Annotated in this window: 14 protein-coding genes; 1 reads left to right on the forward strand and 13 read right to left on the reverse strand. The window is 69.9% G+C overall.

What is annotated here, in order from left to right:
- Nucleotides 1–93 precede the first annotated feature (93 nt).
- From JAV51_RS17055 to JAV51_RS17080, 6 genes are all read right to left on the reverse strand, one after another.
- Nucleotides 94–1311, reverse strand: coding sequence for a DNA polymerase III subunit delta' (locus JAV51_RS17055; protein ID WP_197321746.1), 1218 nt, complete (start codon nucleotides 1309–1311; stop codon nucleotides 94–96).
- Nucleotides 1308–3404, reverse strand: a complete 2097-nt coding sequence (locus tag JAV51_RS17060; RefSeq protein ID WP_197321747.1) for a dTMP kinase — start codon at nucleotides 3402–3404, stop codon at nucleotides 1308–1310. The genes JAV51_RS17055 and JAV51_RS17060 overlap by 4 nt, the downstream gene beginning before the upstream one ends.
- A gap of 114 nt (nucleotides 3405–3518) precedes the next feature.
- Nucleotides 3519–4007 carry a hypothetical protein gene (locus JAV51_RS17065; RefSeq protein ID WP_197321748.1) on the reverse strand — a complete coding sequence of 163 codons (489 nt, stop codon included), beginning with the start codon at nucleotides 4005–4007 and terminating at the stop codon, nucleotides 3519–3521.
- A gap of 165 nt (nucleotides 4008–4172) precedes the next feature.
- The gene (topA, locus tag JAV51_RS17070) at nucleotides 4173–6935 is read right to left on the reverse strand and encodes a type I DNA topoisomerase (protein ID WP_197321749.1); all 2763 of its coding nucleotides are present in this window, start codon (nucleotides 6933–6935) and stop codon (nucleotides 4173–4175) included.
- A 288-nt stretch (nucleotides 6936–7223) separates the two neighbouring features.
- Complete coding sequence (locus tag JAV51_RS17075; protein ID WP_197321750.1) at nucleotides 7224–7841, reverse strand: hypothetical protein; 618 nt, start codon at nucleotides 7839–7841, stop codon at nucleotides 7224–7226.
- Between the two features lie 161 nt (nucleotides 7842–8002).
- Entirely contained in the window at nucleotides 8003–10288 is a 2286-nt protein-coding gene (locus JAV51_RS17080; RefSeq protein WP_197321751.1) for a sodium-translocating pyrophosphatase, read from the reverse strand.
- Nucleotides 10289–10730: 442 nt separating this feature from the next.
- Here JAV51_RS17080 and JAV51_RS17085 point away from each other — a divergent pair, with 442 nt between their 5' ends.
- Complete coding sequence (locus tag JAV51_RS17085; protein ID WP_197321752.1) at nucleotides 10731–13124, forward strand: DEAD/DEAH box helicase; 2394 nt, start codon at nucleotides 10731–10733, stop codon at nucleotides 13122–13124.
- Here JAV51_RS17085 and JAV51_RS17090 read toward each other — a convergent pair.
- The 7 genes from JAV51_RS17090 to JAV51_RS17120 form a co-directional block, all read right to left on the reverse strand.
- Nucleotides 13091–13732: a bifunctional DNA primase/polymerase gene (locus JAV51_RS17090; RefSeq protein WP_197321753.1), complete on the reverse strand. Its 642-nt coding sequence runs from the start codon at nucleotides 13730–13732 to the stop codon at nucleotides 13091–13093. The two genes, JAV51_RS17085 and JAV51_RS17090, sit on opposite strands and share 34 nt — an antisense overlap.
- 477 nt (nucleotides 13733–14209) lie before the next feature.
- A complete protein-coding gene (locus JAV51_RS17095) occupies nucleotides 14210–14635 on the reverse strand; it encodes an Rv3654c family TadE-like protein (protein ID WP_197321754.1) in 426 nt (141 codons plus the stop codon).
- A complete protein-coding gene (locus JAV51_RS17100) occupies nucleotides 14622–15026 on the reverse strand; it encodes a TadE family type IV pilus minor pilin (RefSeq protein WP_197321755.1) in 405 nt (134 codons plus the stop codon). The genes JAV51_RS17095 and JAV51_RS17100 overlap by 14 nt, the downstream gene beginning before the upstream one ends.
- On the reverse strand, nucleotides 15026–15205 hold the full coding sequence (locus tag JAV51_RS17105) for a DUF4244 domain-containing protein (protein ID WP_197321756.1): 180 nt from the start codon (nucleotides 15203–15205) through the stop codon (nucleotides 15026–15028). The genes JAV51_RS17100 and JAV51_RS17105 overlap by 1 nt, the downstream gene beginning before the upstream one ends.
- Before the next feature lie 28 nt (nucleotides 15206–15233).
- Nucleotides 15234–15872, reverse strand: coding sequence for a type II secretion system F family protein (locus JAV51_RS17110; RefSeq protein WP_231642509.1), 639 nt, complete (start codon nucleotides 15870–15872; stop codon nucleotides 15234–15236).
- Nucleotides 15836–16387 carry a type II secretion system F family protein gene (locus JAV51_RS17115; RefSeq protein WP_231642510.1) on the reverse strand — a complete coding sequence of 184 codons (552 nt, stop codon included), beginning with the start codon at nucleotides 16385–16387 and terminating at the stop codon, nucleotides 15836–15838. The genes JAV51_RS17110 and JAV51_RS17115 overlap by 37 nt, the downstream gene beginning before the upstream one ends.
- Nucleotides 16388–16656: 269 nt before the next feature.
- A complete protein-coding gene (locus tag JAV51_RS17120; protein ID WP_197321758.1) occupies nucleotides 16657–17844 on the reverse strand; it encodes a TadA family conjugal transfer-associated ATPase in 1188 nt (395 codons plus the stop codon).
- Nucleotides 17845–17906: the final 62 nt, after the last annotated feature.

A 17906-nucleotide genomic window follows, 5' to 3' on the forward strand; every position in this document is an offset into this window, starting at 1 on the left:
CCCCGTGAGGCCGTCACCCCGCCCCCGCGGTGAGTGACGGGCCCGGGTCGCCCCTCGCCGTTCGAGGGGCGACCCGGGTGAACTCACAAGGACTCAGCCCTCGCGCAACGTCGTCAACATGGCCTCGACCGCGATGCGAGGTTTGACGTTCCAGCCGATGGCGTCACGACAGGCCAACACGGCTTCCAGCCGACGCAACGCCGACACCGGCCCCCACTCTCGCGCCGCTTCCGCCGACTGTTCGGCGAAGTCGGGATGGGTCAACGCCGCTGAGGCGCCACTCGTCTGCACGAGCACGTCCCGGTAGAACCCGGCGAGGTCGACGAGCGCGAGGTCCAGGGTGTCGCGCTGCGTCCTCGTGGCCCGCGACTTCTGCCGCTTCTCCAACGCCCGCACGGCGGCGTCGGCGGCTCGCTTCGCGGCGGCGACGCCCTTGCCGGTGCCACCGGAGCCCATCGCAGTGCGCAGCGCGTCCTGTTCCGCCTCGTCGCGTGCCTTGCTCTCCGCGGTCGCGTCGGCCTCGGCCGTCGCGATCAACTCGTCGGCACACCGGAACACGTCGTCGGCCCGCCGCAACCCGAGCGGGATGCGCAGCACCGCCTCCCGCCTCGCGCGGGCGTCCTCGTCCGTGGCCAACCGCCGGGCCCGGCCGACGTGCCCGCCGCACACCGACGCCGCCCAGCGCGCCCGCTCGGGGTCGATGCCGTCCCGCTCCACGAGCACGTCCGCGATCGGCTCGGGGGCGGGCGTCCGCAGGTTGACCAATCGACACCGCGACCGGATGGTCACGCTCACGTCGTCGGGATGGTCCGACGGCGCGCACAACAGGAACACCGTCCGGTCCGGCGGTTCCTCGACGGCCTTGAGCAGCGCGTTCGACGCGCCCTCCGTGAGTCGGTCGGCGTCCTCGATGATCACCACCTGCCAGTGGCCGGTGGTGGGTCGGCGTGCCGCCGCCTGCACGAGCGCGCGCATCTCCGCCACCGAGATCGACAACCCCTCCGGCGCGACCACCTTGACGTCCGCATGGGTGCCCGCCAGCGCGGTCCGACAGCCCTGACACTCACCGCAGCCACCGTCGACGAGACACTGCAACGCCGCCGCGAAGGTACGAGCCGCCACGGAACGACCCGACCCGGGCGGGCCCGTGAACAGCCAGGCGTGGGTCATCGCACCGTGGTCGTCGGTGCGGCCCGACACCAGGGCGGTCGCGGACTCGGCCGCCGCCGCCAGGATCTCCACGGCCGACTCCTGGCCGACCAACTGCGACCACACCCGGCCCAGTCGACCGGTGGCCGCCGCACTCGTCACGGTCGCGTCACCTCTCCCTGTGTGACCGACGGCAGGGTCACCTTCCCCGCAAGAGCACCCCACACCGACGTCCGCACGCGTTCGGCGACCTCGTCGGGCGCGCCCTCGGCGTCGACCACCACGTACCGGTCCGGGGCGGAGGCTGCCATCTCCGCCAGCATCTCCTGCACCCTCCAATGGTGCTCCGCCGTGTTGGTCGACCGCGTGCTGCCCTCCCCCGGATCGGCGTCGAGCAACACCGTGAGGTCGGGCCGCAGACGCCCCGTGGCCCAGTCGGTAAGGCCCTCCAGCTCGGCGAGGTCGAGTTCCGCCAGCGTGGACAGATGGGCCAACGGCGTGTCGACGAACCGCTCCATCACCACGATCGCGCCGCTGTCCAGGGCCGGCCGCACGTCCCGCTCCACGATGTCGGCGCGCACGGCCGCGGCGGCCAGTGCCTTGGCCCGCGCCCCACCGAGCGACGCTCCCGCAACCAGGGAGGTCAGCCGCTCGTCGTCGAGTGCCGGGTCGGCGGCCAGCACCACCGGCCGGGAGCCGTCCCGCAGCCACGCGGCCAACCGCGCCGCCTGTGCCTCGGTGTCGGCCGCGGTGGTGCCCTCCACCGCGATGAGAATGCCGCTGGAGCGTCGAGGACGTCGCCGGATGGCGTTGCGCAGGTCGGCGAAGATCGGCTCGGTGCGCCGCGAATCCATCTGCCGGTAGGCGATCACGCCGACCAGCGCCGCGAGCAAGCCTCCGGCCAGCAGCACCGGCCTGGTCCCGTCGATGATGATCTCGTTGCCCCAGACCGTCATCCGGCGCGGCTTCACCAGGCCGATGAGGCCGGGAACGGCCGAGGTCGTCCCGAAGATGATGATCTTGAGCAGCGACTGGTAGATGGCGTTGATGCGGCCCCGGATGCTGTCGTCGATCTGCGAGCCGATGATCGTGATGCCGGTGAGAAACGCGCCCCCGGCACACGCCCCCACCAACGCGACCGCCGCGAGCGCCACGGCGAGGTGTGGCGCGAGGGCCACCACGACGAGCGCCAGGCCCGCCACGACGATCCCGACGCCGAACAGTCTCTCGTGAGGCAACCTGCGTGCCAGCTTCGGTGCGACCGTGAGACCGACGGCAGCACCGATGAACACGGCCACGAACAACAGGCCGAACGAGGCGTCGCCGCCACCGAGACTCGACGAGTACGGCTTGGCCGACCCGATCACCGCACCCCCTGCGGCGAAGGCACCGGCCATGCCGATCAGCAGCCCGCGAATCAGCGGCGTGCTCTTCACGAACCGCACACCGTCGCGCACCATGGCGCGGAACCCGCCCGAGCTCTCGTCCTTCTCCGGCTTGCGCTTCACCCGCTTCTCGGCGGCCTCGGGGACGGGGTGCACGTTGCGCAGCGACAACTGCGGGATACGCGCCACCAGCAACGCGCTGGCCAAGTACAGCAGCCCGTTGAGAACGACGACGATCTTCGCCGTCCCGAACTCCCCCAACAGGTCCGGCGGCAGGTGCAATGTCGTCTGGATACCGGTGAGGATTGCGTAGACACCCGCACCGGTGACGACGGCGACGCCGTACGTCATCACCATGCCGAGCTGGTTCGCCGTCTCGACCTGGTCACGCCTGCGGAGCAGGTTCGGCACCGCCGCGTCCTTCGACGGAATCCACATCATGGCCGCGGAACCGACGAGGAAGTTGGCGATGAACAACCACAACGGCGTGCCGACGATCGCGATGGAAATGAGCAACCCGAAACGCACAAGGTCGGCGATCACCATGATCTTGCGCCGGTCGAAACGGTCGGCGAGCATTCCACCGAGCGGCGCGAACAGCAGACCGGGCAGCAACTGAGTCAGTACAATTCCGGCGAACGCGAAGTTCTGGGCCGCGTAGTCGTCGGTCAGTTTCGTGACCAGCCCGGTCAGCGCCAGCAGCGAGAGCCAATCCGCAACGCTGCAGAGAAAGGTGACTCCCCACAGCCTGCGGAACGGTCTGATGGCCAGGACACGGCGCACTCTGCTCAGGGTCGACACCTCGTTGGACGCGGCCGACCGCGCCCCGGCGTCCCCTGCCCCCTGCTGCGACTCGTTGATGGACCCCACCCCATAACACTCGGCTCTGCCGTGCGCTCAGGGTAGCGCCGGGGCACGGACACCCGCTGAACAGCCGCGAACAACACGAAGCGTGAACGGAACAGTACGAATGGTGGCGCAAAACTAGTCGAAAATGCCCGTAACGCTTTCGACGAAACTCACCACGAACTGAATCGCCACGATCAGAAAGATGAGCCCCAACGTCAACGCCACGACGAGCCCGGCCGAACCGGAGGACGGCTTGCGCACCTGCGGCACCGGACGACGGGCCTGAGGTGGCGCCGGCTTGCGCCTCCGCATGATCGGAGCCAGCAGGGTCGGCGCGGAGGCCCGGAGCCGCGGCTTCCGGGGCGGGATCTCCGCGGTCGGTTCGTCGTCCTCGGCACCGGAGGCACCTTCGCCCTTGCCCTGACCCGCGCCTTGCGACCCCTCTTCGGTGGCCAGCGCCGCGGCCAGTTGCTTGGCCGCCTCCCGGTTCACCTCGACCGGTCGGGCCACGCCGCCGCTCGCACCCCCGGCGTTGGCGCCGCCACCGCCGTCAGGCGTACCGCCCAGCGAGTCGCCGAACGGCTTCGGCGGCTCGGGAGCCTGAGTACCGTCCGCGTCCACCACACGTCCTCCCCATGGTCGGCGCGTGACACGGCGGAGCCTCACCCACCGTGTCACGCCGCGTGCCGTGTGTAGAACAGCGTAGCGGCACTCGAGCGCCTCGCCACCCGCCCATCGAGCGCAAGTTGATCACGCTGCGCACACGCCGACGGGCTGCCGGGTGCCGAATCAGCTCTTCGACTTGGCGCTCGCGGCAGTCTTGCGCCGCGTGGTCGACTTCTTCTTCGCGGGTCCCTTCGCGCGCTTCTCGGCGAGCAACTCCGCCGCCCGCTCCGGTGTCAGATCCTCCACGGAGTCGGACTTGCGCAGCGACGCGTTGTACTCGCCGTCGGTGACGTACGGGCCGAAGCGGCCGTCCTTGACCACGATCGGCTTGCCCGACACGGGGTCGTCACCGAGTTCCTTGAGCGGCGGCTTCGCCGCGGCCTGCCGCCCGCGACGCTTCGGCTCGGCGTAGATCTTGAGCGCTTCCTCCAGCGTGATCTCGAAGATCTGCTCCTCGCTCGTCAGCGACCGCGAGTCGGTGCCCTTCTTCAGGTAGGGCCCGTACCGTCCGTTCTGCGCCGTGATCTCCTCGCCGCTGTCCGGGTCGGTGCCCACCACCCGCGGCAACGACAACAGTCGCAGCGCGTCGTCGAGGGTCACGTCCTGCACCGACATCGACTTGAACAGCGACGCCGTCCGCGGTTTGGGCTTCTTCGCCTTCGTCTTCTTGCCGTCGGCGCTCTCCTCCGGCTCGGGCAGGATCTCGGTGACGTAAGGCCCGAAGCGGCCCTCCTTGGCCACGATCTCGTGCCCGGTCTCCGGATCAGTGCCCAGCACCCGGCCTTCCTGCGGCGTCGCGAAGAGCTTCTCGGCGATCTCGACCGTCAACTCGTCCGGCGGGAGGTCCTCGGGCAGGTTCGCGCGCTGCGACTCGCCGTCCACCTCGCGCTCCAGGTAAGGCCCGTACCGGCCCACCCGCACGTAGACCTGCCGCCCCGCGTCGTCGAGGAACATCGGAATCGAGTTGATCTCACGGGCATCGATGTCCTCGACCCCGGAACCGACCAGCTTCTTCAGCCCGCCGAGCCGACCGATCGAGCCGTCGACGCCCATGTCGCCGCCGAAGTAGAACCGCGACAGCCACGCGGTGCGCTGCTCGTCGCCCGCCGCGATGCGGTCGAGCTCGTCCTCCATGGCCGCGGTGAAGTCGTAGTCCACCAGGCGCTCGAAGTGCCGTTCCAGCAGCCCGACCACCGAGAACGCCACCCAGGACGGCACGAGCGCGGAACCCTTCTTCCACACGTAGCCACGATCCTGGATCGTGTTGATGATCGACGCGTACGTCGACGGCCTGCCGATGCCGAGTTCCTCCAGCTTGCTCACCAGGCTCGGCTCGCTGTACCGCGGCGGCGGCGTCGTCGCGTGCGCGTCCGGGCTCAGCTCGCTCGCGGTCACCGCCTGGTCGCGGAAGAGCCTGGGCAGCCTGCTCTGCTTGTCGTCGGCCTCGCCACCGGCCTCGGCGTCCACCGACTCGACGTATGCCTTGAGGAAGCCGGGGAACGTGATCGTGCGCCCGGACGCCGAGAACACGCACTCCTCGCCGCTGGACGCCGTTCCGGTGATCTTCACCGACATCGTGGTGCCCTTGGCGTCGGCCATCTGCGAGGCGACCGTGCGCTGCCAGATCAGCTCGTACAGCCGGAACTCGTCGCTCTCCAGCTCACCGGCCACCGCGCCGGGTGTCCGGAAGACCTCACCGGCCGGCCGGATGGCCTCGTGCGCCTCCTGCGCGTTCTTGACCTTGCGCGTGTACTGCCGCGGCTTGTCCGCCACGTACTCGGCGCCGTACAGCTCGGTGGCCTGGCTACGTGCCGCCGCCAACGCCGACTCCGACAACGTGGTGGAGTCGGTACGCATGTAGGTGATGTAGCCGTTCTCGTAGAGTCGCTGCGCCACACGCATCGTGCGCTCCGAGGAGAACCGCAGCTTGCGACCCGCCTCCTGCTGCAACGTCGAGGTCATGAACGGCGCGTACGGCCTGCGCGTGTACGGCTTCTCCTCGACGCTGGTCACCGTGAACCGGCGGTCGGCCAGCGCCTCGGCGAGCCGGTTGGCGTCGGCCTCGTCCAGCACCCGCACGTCCTGCGACTGCTCCTTGAGCCGACCGTCCGGACCGAAGTCACGGCCCGTCGCCAGGCGAGCGCCGTCGACGGCGGTCAACCGGGCGGGGAACGAGCGGGGTGCCGTGTCGTCGCCCTCGCCGCCGGTGTCCATGACTGCGGAGATGTCCCAGTACGACGCCGAGGTGAACCGCATCCGCTCGCGTTCGCGTTCGACGATCACCCGGGTCGCCACCGACTGCACGCGGCCGGCCGACAACTTCGGCATGACCTTCTTCCACAGCACCGGCGACACCTCGTAGCCGTACAGCCGGTCGAGGATGCGGCGGGTCTCCTGGGCGTCGACCAGGTCGGGGTCGAGGTCACGAGTGTTGTCGGCGGCGGCGCGGATGGCTTGCTCGGTCACCTCGTGGAAGACCATGCGCCGCACGGGGACCTTCGGCTTGAGCGCTTCGAGCAGGTGCCACGCGATGGCTTCGCCCTCGCGGTCGGGGTCGGTGGCCAGGTAGAGCTCGTCGACGTCCTTCAACAGGCTCTTCAGCTCGCTGACGGTCGTCTTCTTGTCGGGCGTGATGACATAGAGCGGTTCGAAGCCGTTGTCGACGTCCACACCGAGGCGGGCCCACGGCTGTCCCTTGTACTTGGCGGGCACGTCGGCCGCGCCCCTCGGCAGGTCGCGGATGTGACCACGGGAGGATTCGACGACGTAGTCGCCCCCGAGATACGGAGCGATCTTGCGGGCCTTCGTCGGAGACTCGACGATCACCAGTCGTCGGCGACCGTCCCCGTTCGCGCCCGTTCTCTTCGTCCGTGTCGATCCAGCCACGCTGTCCGCTCTTTCGCTCAAATGTCACTCGTTCGACCAGCCAGTGTGCACGCTGTGCACGGCCGCTGTCCGCTCAGGTGCTGCAACACACCAGCACCGTCATCCGTTCCACGTCGCAGCCAGATGGTCGACGACGTCTCTCTTTTCCACACCTAGCACGTCAGACGCCGCACTCGTCGCCCGGGGCACTGCGTAGTCGCGCGGACACTGTCCGTGCAATCGACGCCCGACCCCGCCCTGATGCGCACCGAGCGGGTTCCCCGGCCGCAGGTGGGGAAACGACTCGGCTCAGCTTCCCGGCGAATCGATCCGTGGTGCCGCGTCGGTGCTCGTGAGCGTGCGACACGCCGGGGCGTCACTGCTCGCCTCGCGCAGTTCCGGAACCGCGTCGAAGCCGTCCAACAGGTCGAGGGCACCGATGTCGTCGAGCGGCTCACGCACGGCGCTCACCGCCTTCCGGCTGGCCTCGACTCCCTCGGCGTGATGCAGCTCGTCGAGCACGGCACGCGCCCGGTCCCGGATACCGCCGTAGGTGTTCAGCGCCTGCTCCCGCACGCGATCGGCACCGACGACCGGCGCCGCGTCCAGGTTCTCCAGGCGGTCGACAGTGCGATCGAGGCCTCCCACGACGACCTCCAGCAGCTCGCCCGACGTCTCCGACGCACGTCGCGGACTACTCGCGTCGATGGCCGGCATCTCCGACACCGAGAGCACGAGTTCCGACACCGCACCGCAGTAGTCGTTGGCCCAGCTCACCGTGAGATCGCGGGGTGAGACGTCGGCCGACGTCGGCGTCGGTCCCGCGCTCGACGGGGGCGCGGACTGCTGCGTGGGCGCGGCCCCGCACCCCGCGGCGAGACACACGAGCGCCGCGCACAGCCCGACCCTCCTTGTGAACCGGTGCATGCACACCTCCGAAGCGAACGGGCCGACCGGTGCACTCTAGGGCGTCGATGATCCACCCCGACATGCCCGGGCCGGGCCGGGACGTCGCCGCTGTTCAGGCTGTCCCGACCCGGCCCGGACGAGCACCGGGAAGTCGACCCGGCCGGCCCGACCGGTCGCTGTCAGGCCTTCGCCGTGTCGTTCTCCGCTGCGGGCGTGTCGTTCATCGCCGACGCACGCCGCTTCGACACCACGATGGCCGCCGCGATGATCACCACCGATGCCGCGGCGATGGCCAACCGGAACGGCGTCGAGGCGTTCTCCCCGACCGACAGGGTCACGACCGCGGGCGCGATGAGCAGCGACACGAGATTCATGACCTTGAGCAACGGGTTGATCGCCGGACCGGCCGTGTCCTTGAACGGGTCGCCGACCGTGTCACCGATGACGGTGGCCGCGTGCGCCTCGGAGTTCTTGCCACCGTGGTGGCCGTCCTCCACGAGCTTCTTGGCGTTGTCCCAGGCACCACCCGAGTTGGCCAGGAACACCGCCATCAGCATGCCCGTGGCGATCGCCCCACCGAGATACCCGGCGAGCGCACCGGTACCGAGACCGAAGCCCACGGCGATCGGCGCGAACACCGCCAACAACCCGGGCGTCGCCAACTCCCGCAGCGAGTCGCGGGTGACGATGTCCACCACCTTGCCGTACTCGGGTCGCGTGGTGCCTTCCATGATCCCCGGGATCGTGCGGAACTGGCGACGCACCTCGTACACCACCGCACCGGCGGCCCGCGACACCGCGTTGATCGCCAGCCCGGAGAAGAGGAACACCACGGCCGCCCCGACGACCACCCCGACCAGCGTGTTCGGCGAGATGATGCTGTCGACGAACGAGTCGCCGATGTCGCTGAGCGTGGCACCAGCGTCGACGAGCGCCTCGCGGATCGCGGCCGAGTACGACCCGAACAGCGCCGTGGCCGCCAGCACCGCCGTCGAGATCGCGATGCCCTTGGTGATCGCCTTGGTGGTGTTGCCCACCGCGTCCAGCTCGGTGAGGATCTGCGCGCCCTCGCCCTCGGTCAGATCGCCCGACATCTCCGCGATGCCCTGGGCGTTGTCGGACACGGGACCGAACGTGTCCATCGCGACGATGACACCGACCGTGGTCAGCAGACCGGTTCCCGCCAGGGCCACCGCGAACAACGCCACCGACCCGCCGAGCAGGTAGGCGATGAACACGGCACCACCGACGACGAGCGCGGTGAACACGGCCGACTCGAACCCGACACCGATACCGGAGAGGATCACGGTGGCCGGTCCGGTCTCCGACGTCTTGCCGACGTCCTTCACCGGCTTGTGCTCGGTGCCGGTGTAGTAGCCCGTGAGCCACAGGATGATGCCCGCGAGGACGATCCCGATGATCACCGACACGGTCGCGATCACGGCCGGATTGCCCTCGGCGCCGTCGAACGAGCTCGGCAGGAACACGAACGACGCGACGGCCGACAGCACCGCCGAGATGACGGCGGAGATGTAGAAGGAGCGGTTGATGGTCGTCAGACCGCTCTCCCCCGCCCTGGCGCGCGTGATGTAGATGCCGATGACGGCCGTGATCACACCGATGGCGGGGATGATCAGCGGGAACACCAGACCGTGCCCCGTCGTGGCGAACGCGGCACTGCCGAGGATCAACGCCGCGACCAACGTCACCGCGTACGACTCGAACAGGTCGGCAGCCATGCCCGCACAGTCGCCGACGTTGTCGCCCACGTTGTCGGCGATCGTCGCCGCGTTGCGCGGGTCGTCCTCGGGGATGTTCTGCTCGACCTTGCCGACCAAGTCGGCACCCACGTCGGCGGCCTTGGTGAAGATGCCACCACCGACCCGCATGAACATCGCGATCAACGCCGCACCGAAGCCGAAGCCCTCCAGCACCTTCGGTGCCTGTCCGGTGTAGACGAGGACGACCACGGCGGCGCCGAACAGTCCGAGGCCGACCGTGAACATGCCGACGACACCACCGGTGCGGAAGGCGATCCGCATCGCCTTCTCCCGGCCACCGGTCTCCCTGGCCGCCGCCGCCACCCGGACGTTCGCCCTCGTCGCCAACCACATCCCGAGGTAGCCGATGAAGAACGAGAACACCGCGCCGACGAGGAAGAACACCGACCGTCCGATCCGCTCACCGACGGTGTCGGCAGGCAGGACCAGTAGCAGGAGGAACACGACGATGCCGAAGACGGCGAGTGTGTTCCGTTGTCGGTTGAGGTAGGCAGCCGCACCTTCCTGCACGGCCTTGGCGATCTCCTGCATCTTCTCGGTGCCTTGGCCCGCAGCCAGCACTTCCTTGAGCAGGAGATAACCGATGACCAGTGCTGCAAGGGCGACCGCGGCGACCACGGCGACGATGCCGTAGTCACCTCCGGAGAGTTCCAGGGAACTCTCCGCGAGGAATTGCCGGGACATTCGTTGTCCTCCTGAGACGTCGCCTGTTGCCCGCGCCGGTTCCCCGCGGCCGGATGCCGACCCAGTGTGCCGACGCTGACAGTGGGATCTTCGCCACTATTTGTCGTGGTTCGGCGGAGTCTATTGGTAATGGAGCCCTCGCGGGCAACAGTGACCCAGGTCGCATTCGGGTACACTCGGTGTGAATCTGATCACTCAAATGATGTGTCCGCGGGGGGAGAAGGCGTCCGCAAAGGAGGCCCGATCGGCCTTCGGGGGCGCCGACCGGATGCGGGTGTCCCACGCGGCACAGTCACGTCGGACGTGTGTGCGAAGCTGCGAAGGTGGCGTACCGGGTGACCGATCGACGAAGCGTCGCCGACGCGGTGAGCAGCACATCCACCGCACGACGACCCCTCCGCCACCCGGCTTCGACGAGATCGACACTCTCCGGTGATGCGTCGTGACCGAAACGACGGACACCCGGGCACGTCGACTGCTGGACCGCGCAACGGCCGGGCTGCCGCAGGAGGGCCACCCGGTCACGCACGTCACAGACCTCCCCGCGCGTGAGGCCCGGATTGCGGACTGGCCGGACTGGGTGCCCGACACGGTGCTCGACGCCGTCACCGCGACGGGAGTCGACCGGCCGTGGCAGCACCAGGTCGACGCGGCGACGGCGGCCTGGTCGGGGCGCAACGTGGTCATCGCGACCGGGACCTCGTCGGGAAAGTCGCTGGCATACCAGCTCCCTGTGCTGTCGAGGCTGGTCGCGAACCCTCGGGCGACCGCCCTTTACCTCTCCCCGACGAAGGCGCTCGCCGCCGACCAACTCCGGTCGGTGTCCGACATGGGCGTTCCGAGCGTGCGGCCCGCGCGGTACGACGGCGACACGCCGCAGAGCGAACGAACCTGGGTCAGGGACCACGCACGGTGGGTCTTCACCAACCCCGACATGCTGCATCGGGGCGTCCTGCCTGCCCACCCGCGCTGGGCACGGTTCTTCCGCGGGCTGACCTACGTGGTGGTGGACGAATGTCACGGCTACCGGGGTGTGTTCGGCTCGCACGTGGCACTGCTGCTGCGGCGCCTGCGACGGATCGCCCGGCAGTACGGGGCCGACCCCGTGTTCGTACTCGCCTCGGCCACCACGGCGGAACCCGCCGAGTTCGCGAGCCGCCTCGTCGGGGCGGAGTGCACGGCCGTCGCCGACGACGCCTCCCCCAGCGGGGCGCGCACCGTCGCGTTGTGGGAACCGCCGCTGCTCGGGGACCTCGCGGGAGAGAACGACGCCCCGGTGCGGCGCTCCGCGGGTGCGGAGGCAGCCCGGATACTCGCCGAGCTGGTTATCGAGGGTGCCCGAACTCTGGCGTTCGTCCGGTCGCGCCGAGGTGCGGAGCTGACCGCACTCGGCGCCAAACGCATCCTGGCCGAGGTGGCGCCGGAGCTGGCCGACAAGGTCGCGGCCTACCGCGCGGGTTATCTGCCGGAGGAACGTCGCGCGCTGGAGTCCGCGCTGCTCGACGGTGAGCTGCTGGGCGTGGCGACCACGAACGCCCTGGAGCTCGGCGTCGACATCTCCGGGCTCGACGCGGTGGTCATCGCCGGTTACCCGGGCACGTTGGCGTCGTTCTGGCAGCAGTCGGGTCGGGCCGGGCGCGCGGGTGACGACGCGCTGGTGGTGTTCGTGGCCCGTGACGACCCACTGGACACCTATCTCGCCCATCATCCGAGGGCCCTGCTCGAACGACCGGTCGAGGCCGCGGTGCTCGATCCGACGAACCCGTACGTCCTCGCCCCTCAGCTCGCCTGCGCGGCGGCGGAGTCGGCGTTGACGACGAAGGATCTGACCGACTTCGGCGGATCGGCAGCGCGCGCGGTACTGGACGACCTCGTCGCCGACGCGGTCCTCCGTCGCCGCCCCAGCGGCTGGTACTGGACGTCACGGGAACGACCGCACTCCGATGTGGACATTCGTGGCTCCGGCGTGGAGCAGGTGGCGGTCGTGGAGGCCGACACCTCCCGGCTACTCGGCACCGTCGACGGGGCCTCCGCCTGCGGCACAGTCCATCCCGGGGCGGTGTACCTGCATCGCGGAGAGTCCTATGTGGTCGACGATCTCGACCTGGAACAGGGAATCGCCTTCGTCCACGCGGAGGACCCGGAGTGGAGCACGTCGGCGCGTGACGTGGTGGACATCGAGATCCTGGACACCGTGGAGAGCCGCAGCTACGGCGGGGTGACGGTGAATCTGGGACACGTCGCGGTGACGTCGCAGGTCGTGGGGTATCTGCGGCGGCTGCCGTCCGGTGAGGTGCTGGACCATGTCCCGCTCGACCTCCCGGAGCAGGTCCTTCACACCCGGGCGGTGTGGTACACGATCGCCGAGCCACTGTTGTGCGGTGAGGGGCCGGGGACGCACACCGGCGTGGAACCGGCACGTGTCCCCGGCGCCCTGCATGCCGCCGAGCACGCGGCGATCGGCCTTCTACCGTTGTTCGCGACGTGTGACCGTTGGGACATCGGCGGCGTGTCGACCGCCGTGCACGCCAACACCGGGGAGGCGACGGTGTTCGTGCACGACGGTCATCCCGGCGGCGCTGGGTTCGCCGACCGGGGCTACGCCGCATTCGTTCCCTGGCTCACCGCAACGAGGGAGGCCGTGATCTCCTGCGAGTGCCCGGCGGGGTGCCCGTCCTGCGTTCAGTCGCCCAAGTGCGGGAACGGCAACGAACCGCTGGACAAGGCGGGGGCGGTGGCCGTGTTGGATCTCGTGCTGGCAGCGATCGAGGGTGCTGCGACCACACACGACCACGTCGACGATCAGGCGGCCGAGCGTTCGACGGACGTCACCTGAGGAACGTTCGCACCCGAGGTCGAGAGGTCGTCGAGTGCCCGCACGAGGACGTCGTGCACGACAGCCGCTTGCGGCAACTGCCAGCCCCAGACGTCGGGCTTCACACGCCAGTGCACGACACCGTGGTGGAACGGGGTGGGCGGCAACGGGATCCAGCTTCCCTCACCGTGCCACTCGACGTTCGGAGCGTCGGCGAGCTCGCGCGGGCCGTCGTCGGCCGACGCGACGAGGAAGAGCCACCGTCCGTTCGGCATCGCCACGATCGGAGCGGGCTGCCCCGTGCCACGCAGCAGCATCGCGGCGCGCCGACCGAGACGGTCGTCCACCTCGATGGCGTCGACGAGGGTGCCGGTGGCGACGAGGACGCTGTAGGGCCGTCCCGTCCACCACGCGGCCACCTGCTGGGGATGGGCGCCGATCCGGTTCTGCCAGTCGCTGTGGGCAGGAACCGGTCGGGTCCAGGTCTCGGAGTTGTCGGCCACGGTGTCGGCGTCCGGGTAGGTGCCCGGCACCACCGGCCAGCCACGCCAGGCGAGGCCGATGGCCTCCGCCCTCAGTTCGATGCGGAAGGCGGCGCGCCAGCTATCCGGCCATTCGGTGTCCACCATGTCGTACTCGAGCCTCCTCGGGAGTGACCGTCATTGGTCGTGGTGTCGCATTTCACTCAACGGCAAGTTGCAGAGAGCGGGAAGCACTCACTCGACCACCGGTGCCACTCGGACGACGAGCGAGCACCGTGTCTCCAGGCGGGGTGAAGGCGCATGCCGGGACGAACGGCAGATCGCTGTGCCTGGCACGTCCTCTCCCGTCCGCCGAGCAGCCCCGGAACCGGTTCACGACGGCTCAACTTTCGGGCCGCCACTCGCGAGTTGCAGGTTGTCGAACCGTTCGTCGCTCGCAATCGACCGCTGCTCGCCGCCGCGCGGACAGGCCCACCGGTCGCCAACTCCGACAGCCCGCGCGGACAAGCCCAGCGGCCGCCGCCGCGGACGGCCCACGCACATTCCGTCGACTCACCGACCCCCCGAATCCCACGCGGGCGGCGCTCGGCGGCCTTGCTCGACGCCTCAGGTGTAGCTCACCGCTCACCCTTGTGTCCGCTCGCTGTCGACGATCGTCGGTGCCTCCTCCACGGGACCGGCTCGGGCGTGAGCGGTCACGGCGCCTCCCATCCCGAGAGGAGCACGCACGTCGACGTAGATCGTGACCTCCGCGTCCCAGCCACGTAGGCGGCAGTCGGCCACTCGGGCCTTCATCGTTTCGGCGAGGTCCTCGGCACGGGCGCAGGCGGCTGTCTGCCCTTCCGTCGATCGGCCGGCTGCGGCGAGTGCCGCCAGGTCCGCGACACCCGCAGCGTGTTGCCGGGCCACCAGAACACCCGACAGCACCCACACCAGTCCGGCGAGCGCCAGTAGCGCCGCGCTCGCACAGGCGGCCCACACCGTGGCCGCTCCGGCGTCGACGTCGAGCCTTCGGACGTCCGGTTGCTCCCGCGTTTCACGGTGGTGCATGGACGGCCTCCCCCGCTCCCGGCTCCTGTGCTCCCGGTTCGATCATCGCCTGCGCTTCGCCCTGGACGACGAGTCCCGGAACGAGCCCGCCGGCTGCCGAAGCTCGAACTCGAACGATGACGTACTCCGCGGTCCTGTCCACCGTCATCGCCACCCCGTCCGGCGCCGTCGCCTCGACCACCTGCCGAGCGACGGCCTCCGGGGTGCCCCGCGCCAACACGCGCGCGGCCTGTGCTGCGGCGTCCATGCACCGGAGGTGGTCGACCACGGTGGCCACTCCGGCAAGCACCAGACCGAACACGGCGACGAGAGCACAGACCGCGATCGCCGCCTCCACCGTGACGGCGCCGCGGTCGCGGTACCGGACGCCGCCGTGTGGCCTGTCGTGCATCAGAGGTCCACGGAGATCGCCTGCTCGACGATCGAGGACAACCCGTCCTGGACCGCGTCGCCGGTGAGCACCGCGTACAGCACCGCGGCCAGGGCGGCAGCGGCAAGTGTGCCGATGGCGTACTCGGCGGTGGACATGCCGTCGTCCGCCGTGGTTCGTGCGAGAAGTCGGGTGAGCATCACGTGTCCTTCCATGGGTGCTTGCGGGTCACGGCAGTACGTGCAGACGGCTGGCGAGGCCGACGACGACCGGGATCACCCCCAGACAGAAGAAAGCGGGGAGAAAGCACAGGCCCAGCGGTCCCGCGACCAGGACACTCGTGCGTTGGGCACGCGCCTCGACGCGGTCGTCCTCGGCCGTTCTGATCCGCTCGGCAAGCGCAGCCGCTTGAGCGGCGAACGCGCTCCCCGACGACGCGGTTCGGCACGCAGCGCGGGCGAGCTCGGCCGTCGCCGGATGCGCCCGGGCCCGCTGCCAGGCGACGTCCGGACTGGCCCCCAGCGACAGCGCATGCGCCGTGGCACGCAACACCTCCGCTGTACGACCGGTCGTCACCTCGGCGACGGCCGACACCGCGGTCGGCACCGGAGTGCCAGCCGTCAGGCACGCACTCAGTAGGTCGAGAGCCAGCGCCGGGTCATCGGGAACCGCTCGCGCTCGGCCGAGCAGCTCTCGTGGTCGACGCAGGAACCGCCCGACCGGCGACGCCTTGCGTGCCACCCCGGTACGGGCGGCCGCGCGCAGCCTGCGTGCCGCCGTCGGCGGGCTCACGAGCAGAGCGAACGCAACCGACGCGACCACCGCCACCATCACGGCACGACCTGCCTGGTCAGACGGGACGTCCATGCCACTCCGCCGAGGATCAGGGCGGTTCCGGTCAGGAACACCACCGACCCGACGGCCGTACTCGTCAACACACGCATCGGCGCAGCACCCATTGCTTCGCCGAGAGCGACTCCGGCCACGGGAAGGACAGCCAGGATCGCGGCACCCGCGCGAGCCCCCGCCAACTTCGCGTCGAGTCGACGGGCGGCATGGGCCTTGGCGTCCGCGTCGCGGTGCAATGCCTCGACGACGTCGGCGACCGGAACGCCGTGGTGGGCGGTCAACGACCACGCTGTGGCCGCTCGTGCCAACAGGAGGTCTGCGTACGAGGTCGCCTCACCGTTCTCCCGCGCACCCACAGCCTCGACCGCTCCACCGGACATGCGCGTCGAGACCGCCAGCGCGTGCAGCCGCTGCGCCACACCGGCGGGCGACTCCGCTGCGACGGACTCCAACGCGCGGACGGGGTGGCTCCCCGCCCTCAGCTCACCGGCGACCCCCTGCAACGCGGAGGCGAGTCCATCGAGTTCGTCCACAGTAGAGCGTGCGCGACGTCGTTCCCGCCGAAACGTCGCCACCGCTGCGAGAAGCACAACGAACGACACCACGACGAGGACGCCAAAGAGGCTCCCCAGCACACACATCGACACCGTCACCATCGCCAGCAGCCGGCGATCTCGCCAACGCGACGTCGTCCGCCCCACCGATCGAGGCGTCGGCGGTGACGCCACAGCAGCAAGCCGCCTCACTCCGGGCGGGGACGGCCACACAACCATCGCGGCGGCCACACTCACCAACGCCTGGATCACCACGACGACGTCCCGACCCGCGCACGCCGTGAGTCTCGTGCTGCCACCAAGGCGGTGGTCAGGTCCGAGTCGCGCCTCAGCCGTTCGCCGGGCTTCCAGACGGTCTCCACCCGCACCACCGCACCGTCCCGACGCAGCATTCCGATCTCGGCGAGCACCCTGCGGCCCGACGGACCTCGCTTCATGTGCAGAACGAGTTGCACCGCCGCAGCCAACTGACTGTGCAACGCCTCCCGCGAGAGTCCTCCGAGCGCAGCCAACGCTTCGAGCCGCGCCGGGACCTCGGCAGGAGCGTTGGCATGGAGGGTGCCGGCGCCGCCGTCGTGGCCCGTGTTCAACGCGGTGAGCAGCTCGACCACCTCACGGCCTCGGACCTCACCCACCACGAGGCGGTCGGGGCGCATGCGGAGGGCCTGCCGAACCAGCTCCCGCAGCGTCACCTCACCCGCGCCCTCGACGTTGGGCGGTCTCGCCACCAGGCGCACGAACTGCGGGTGCTCCGGCTGGAGCTCCCCGACGTCCTCCACGCACACGATGCGCTCGGAAGGATCGACGGCTCCGAGCAGCGCGGCCAGGAGCGTGCTCTTGCCGGAACCGGTGGCTCCGGTGACGAGGAAGGCCAGGCGGGCGGACACGACGGCTTCCAGCAAGGCGAGGCCGGCTTCGTCGACCGTGCCCAGTCGACGGAGCGATCGAAGGTCGTGGGTGGCGGGACGTAGCACCCGCAACGACAGACACGTCCCCTCCGCCGCCACCGGTGGCAGGACGGCGTGCAGTCGAATCCGCCCGGCAGGCCCGCTGCCGGGCAGCCATCCGTCCACAAAGGGTTGTGCGTCGTCGAGCCTGCGACCGGCGGCCAGAGCCAACCGCTGCGCGAGAGCTCGCACGGCGTCCTCGCTCGGGAATCGGACGTCGGTCCTCCGCAGCCCCTCCGCCCCGTCGACCCACACCTCGTCGGGCGCGGTGACCAGGATGTCGGTGACCTCCGGCGACGCCAGAAGTCGCTCCAGCGGACCGACTCCGACGAGCTCGTCGTCGAGCAGCTTGAGCGCCGCGAGGACGTCGAGGTGGCCCGCGACGCCTCCGGCCTCTGCACGAACGGCGTCCGCCACGGCTCTGGGATCCGTCACCCCCTCCGTCGCGGCGAGCCGAGCCTTGACCCTGTCGACCAGTTCGGTACTCATCTCTCCCCCTCCTCGGCACCGTGCTCAGTCACGCTGGCCACACCGCCCACGATCTCGGCACC

The organism is Saccharomonospora sp. NB11, from assembly GCF_015910535.1.
GTDB lineage: Bacteria > Actinomycetota > Actinomycetes > Mycobacteriales > Pseudonocardiaceae > Saccharomonospora.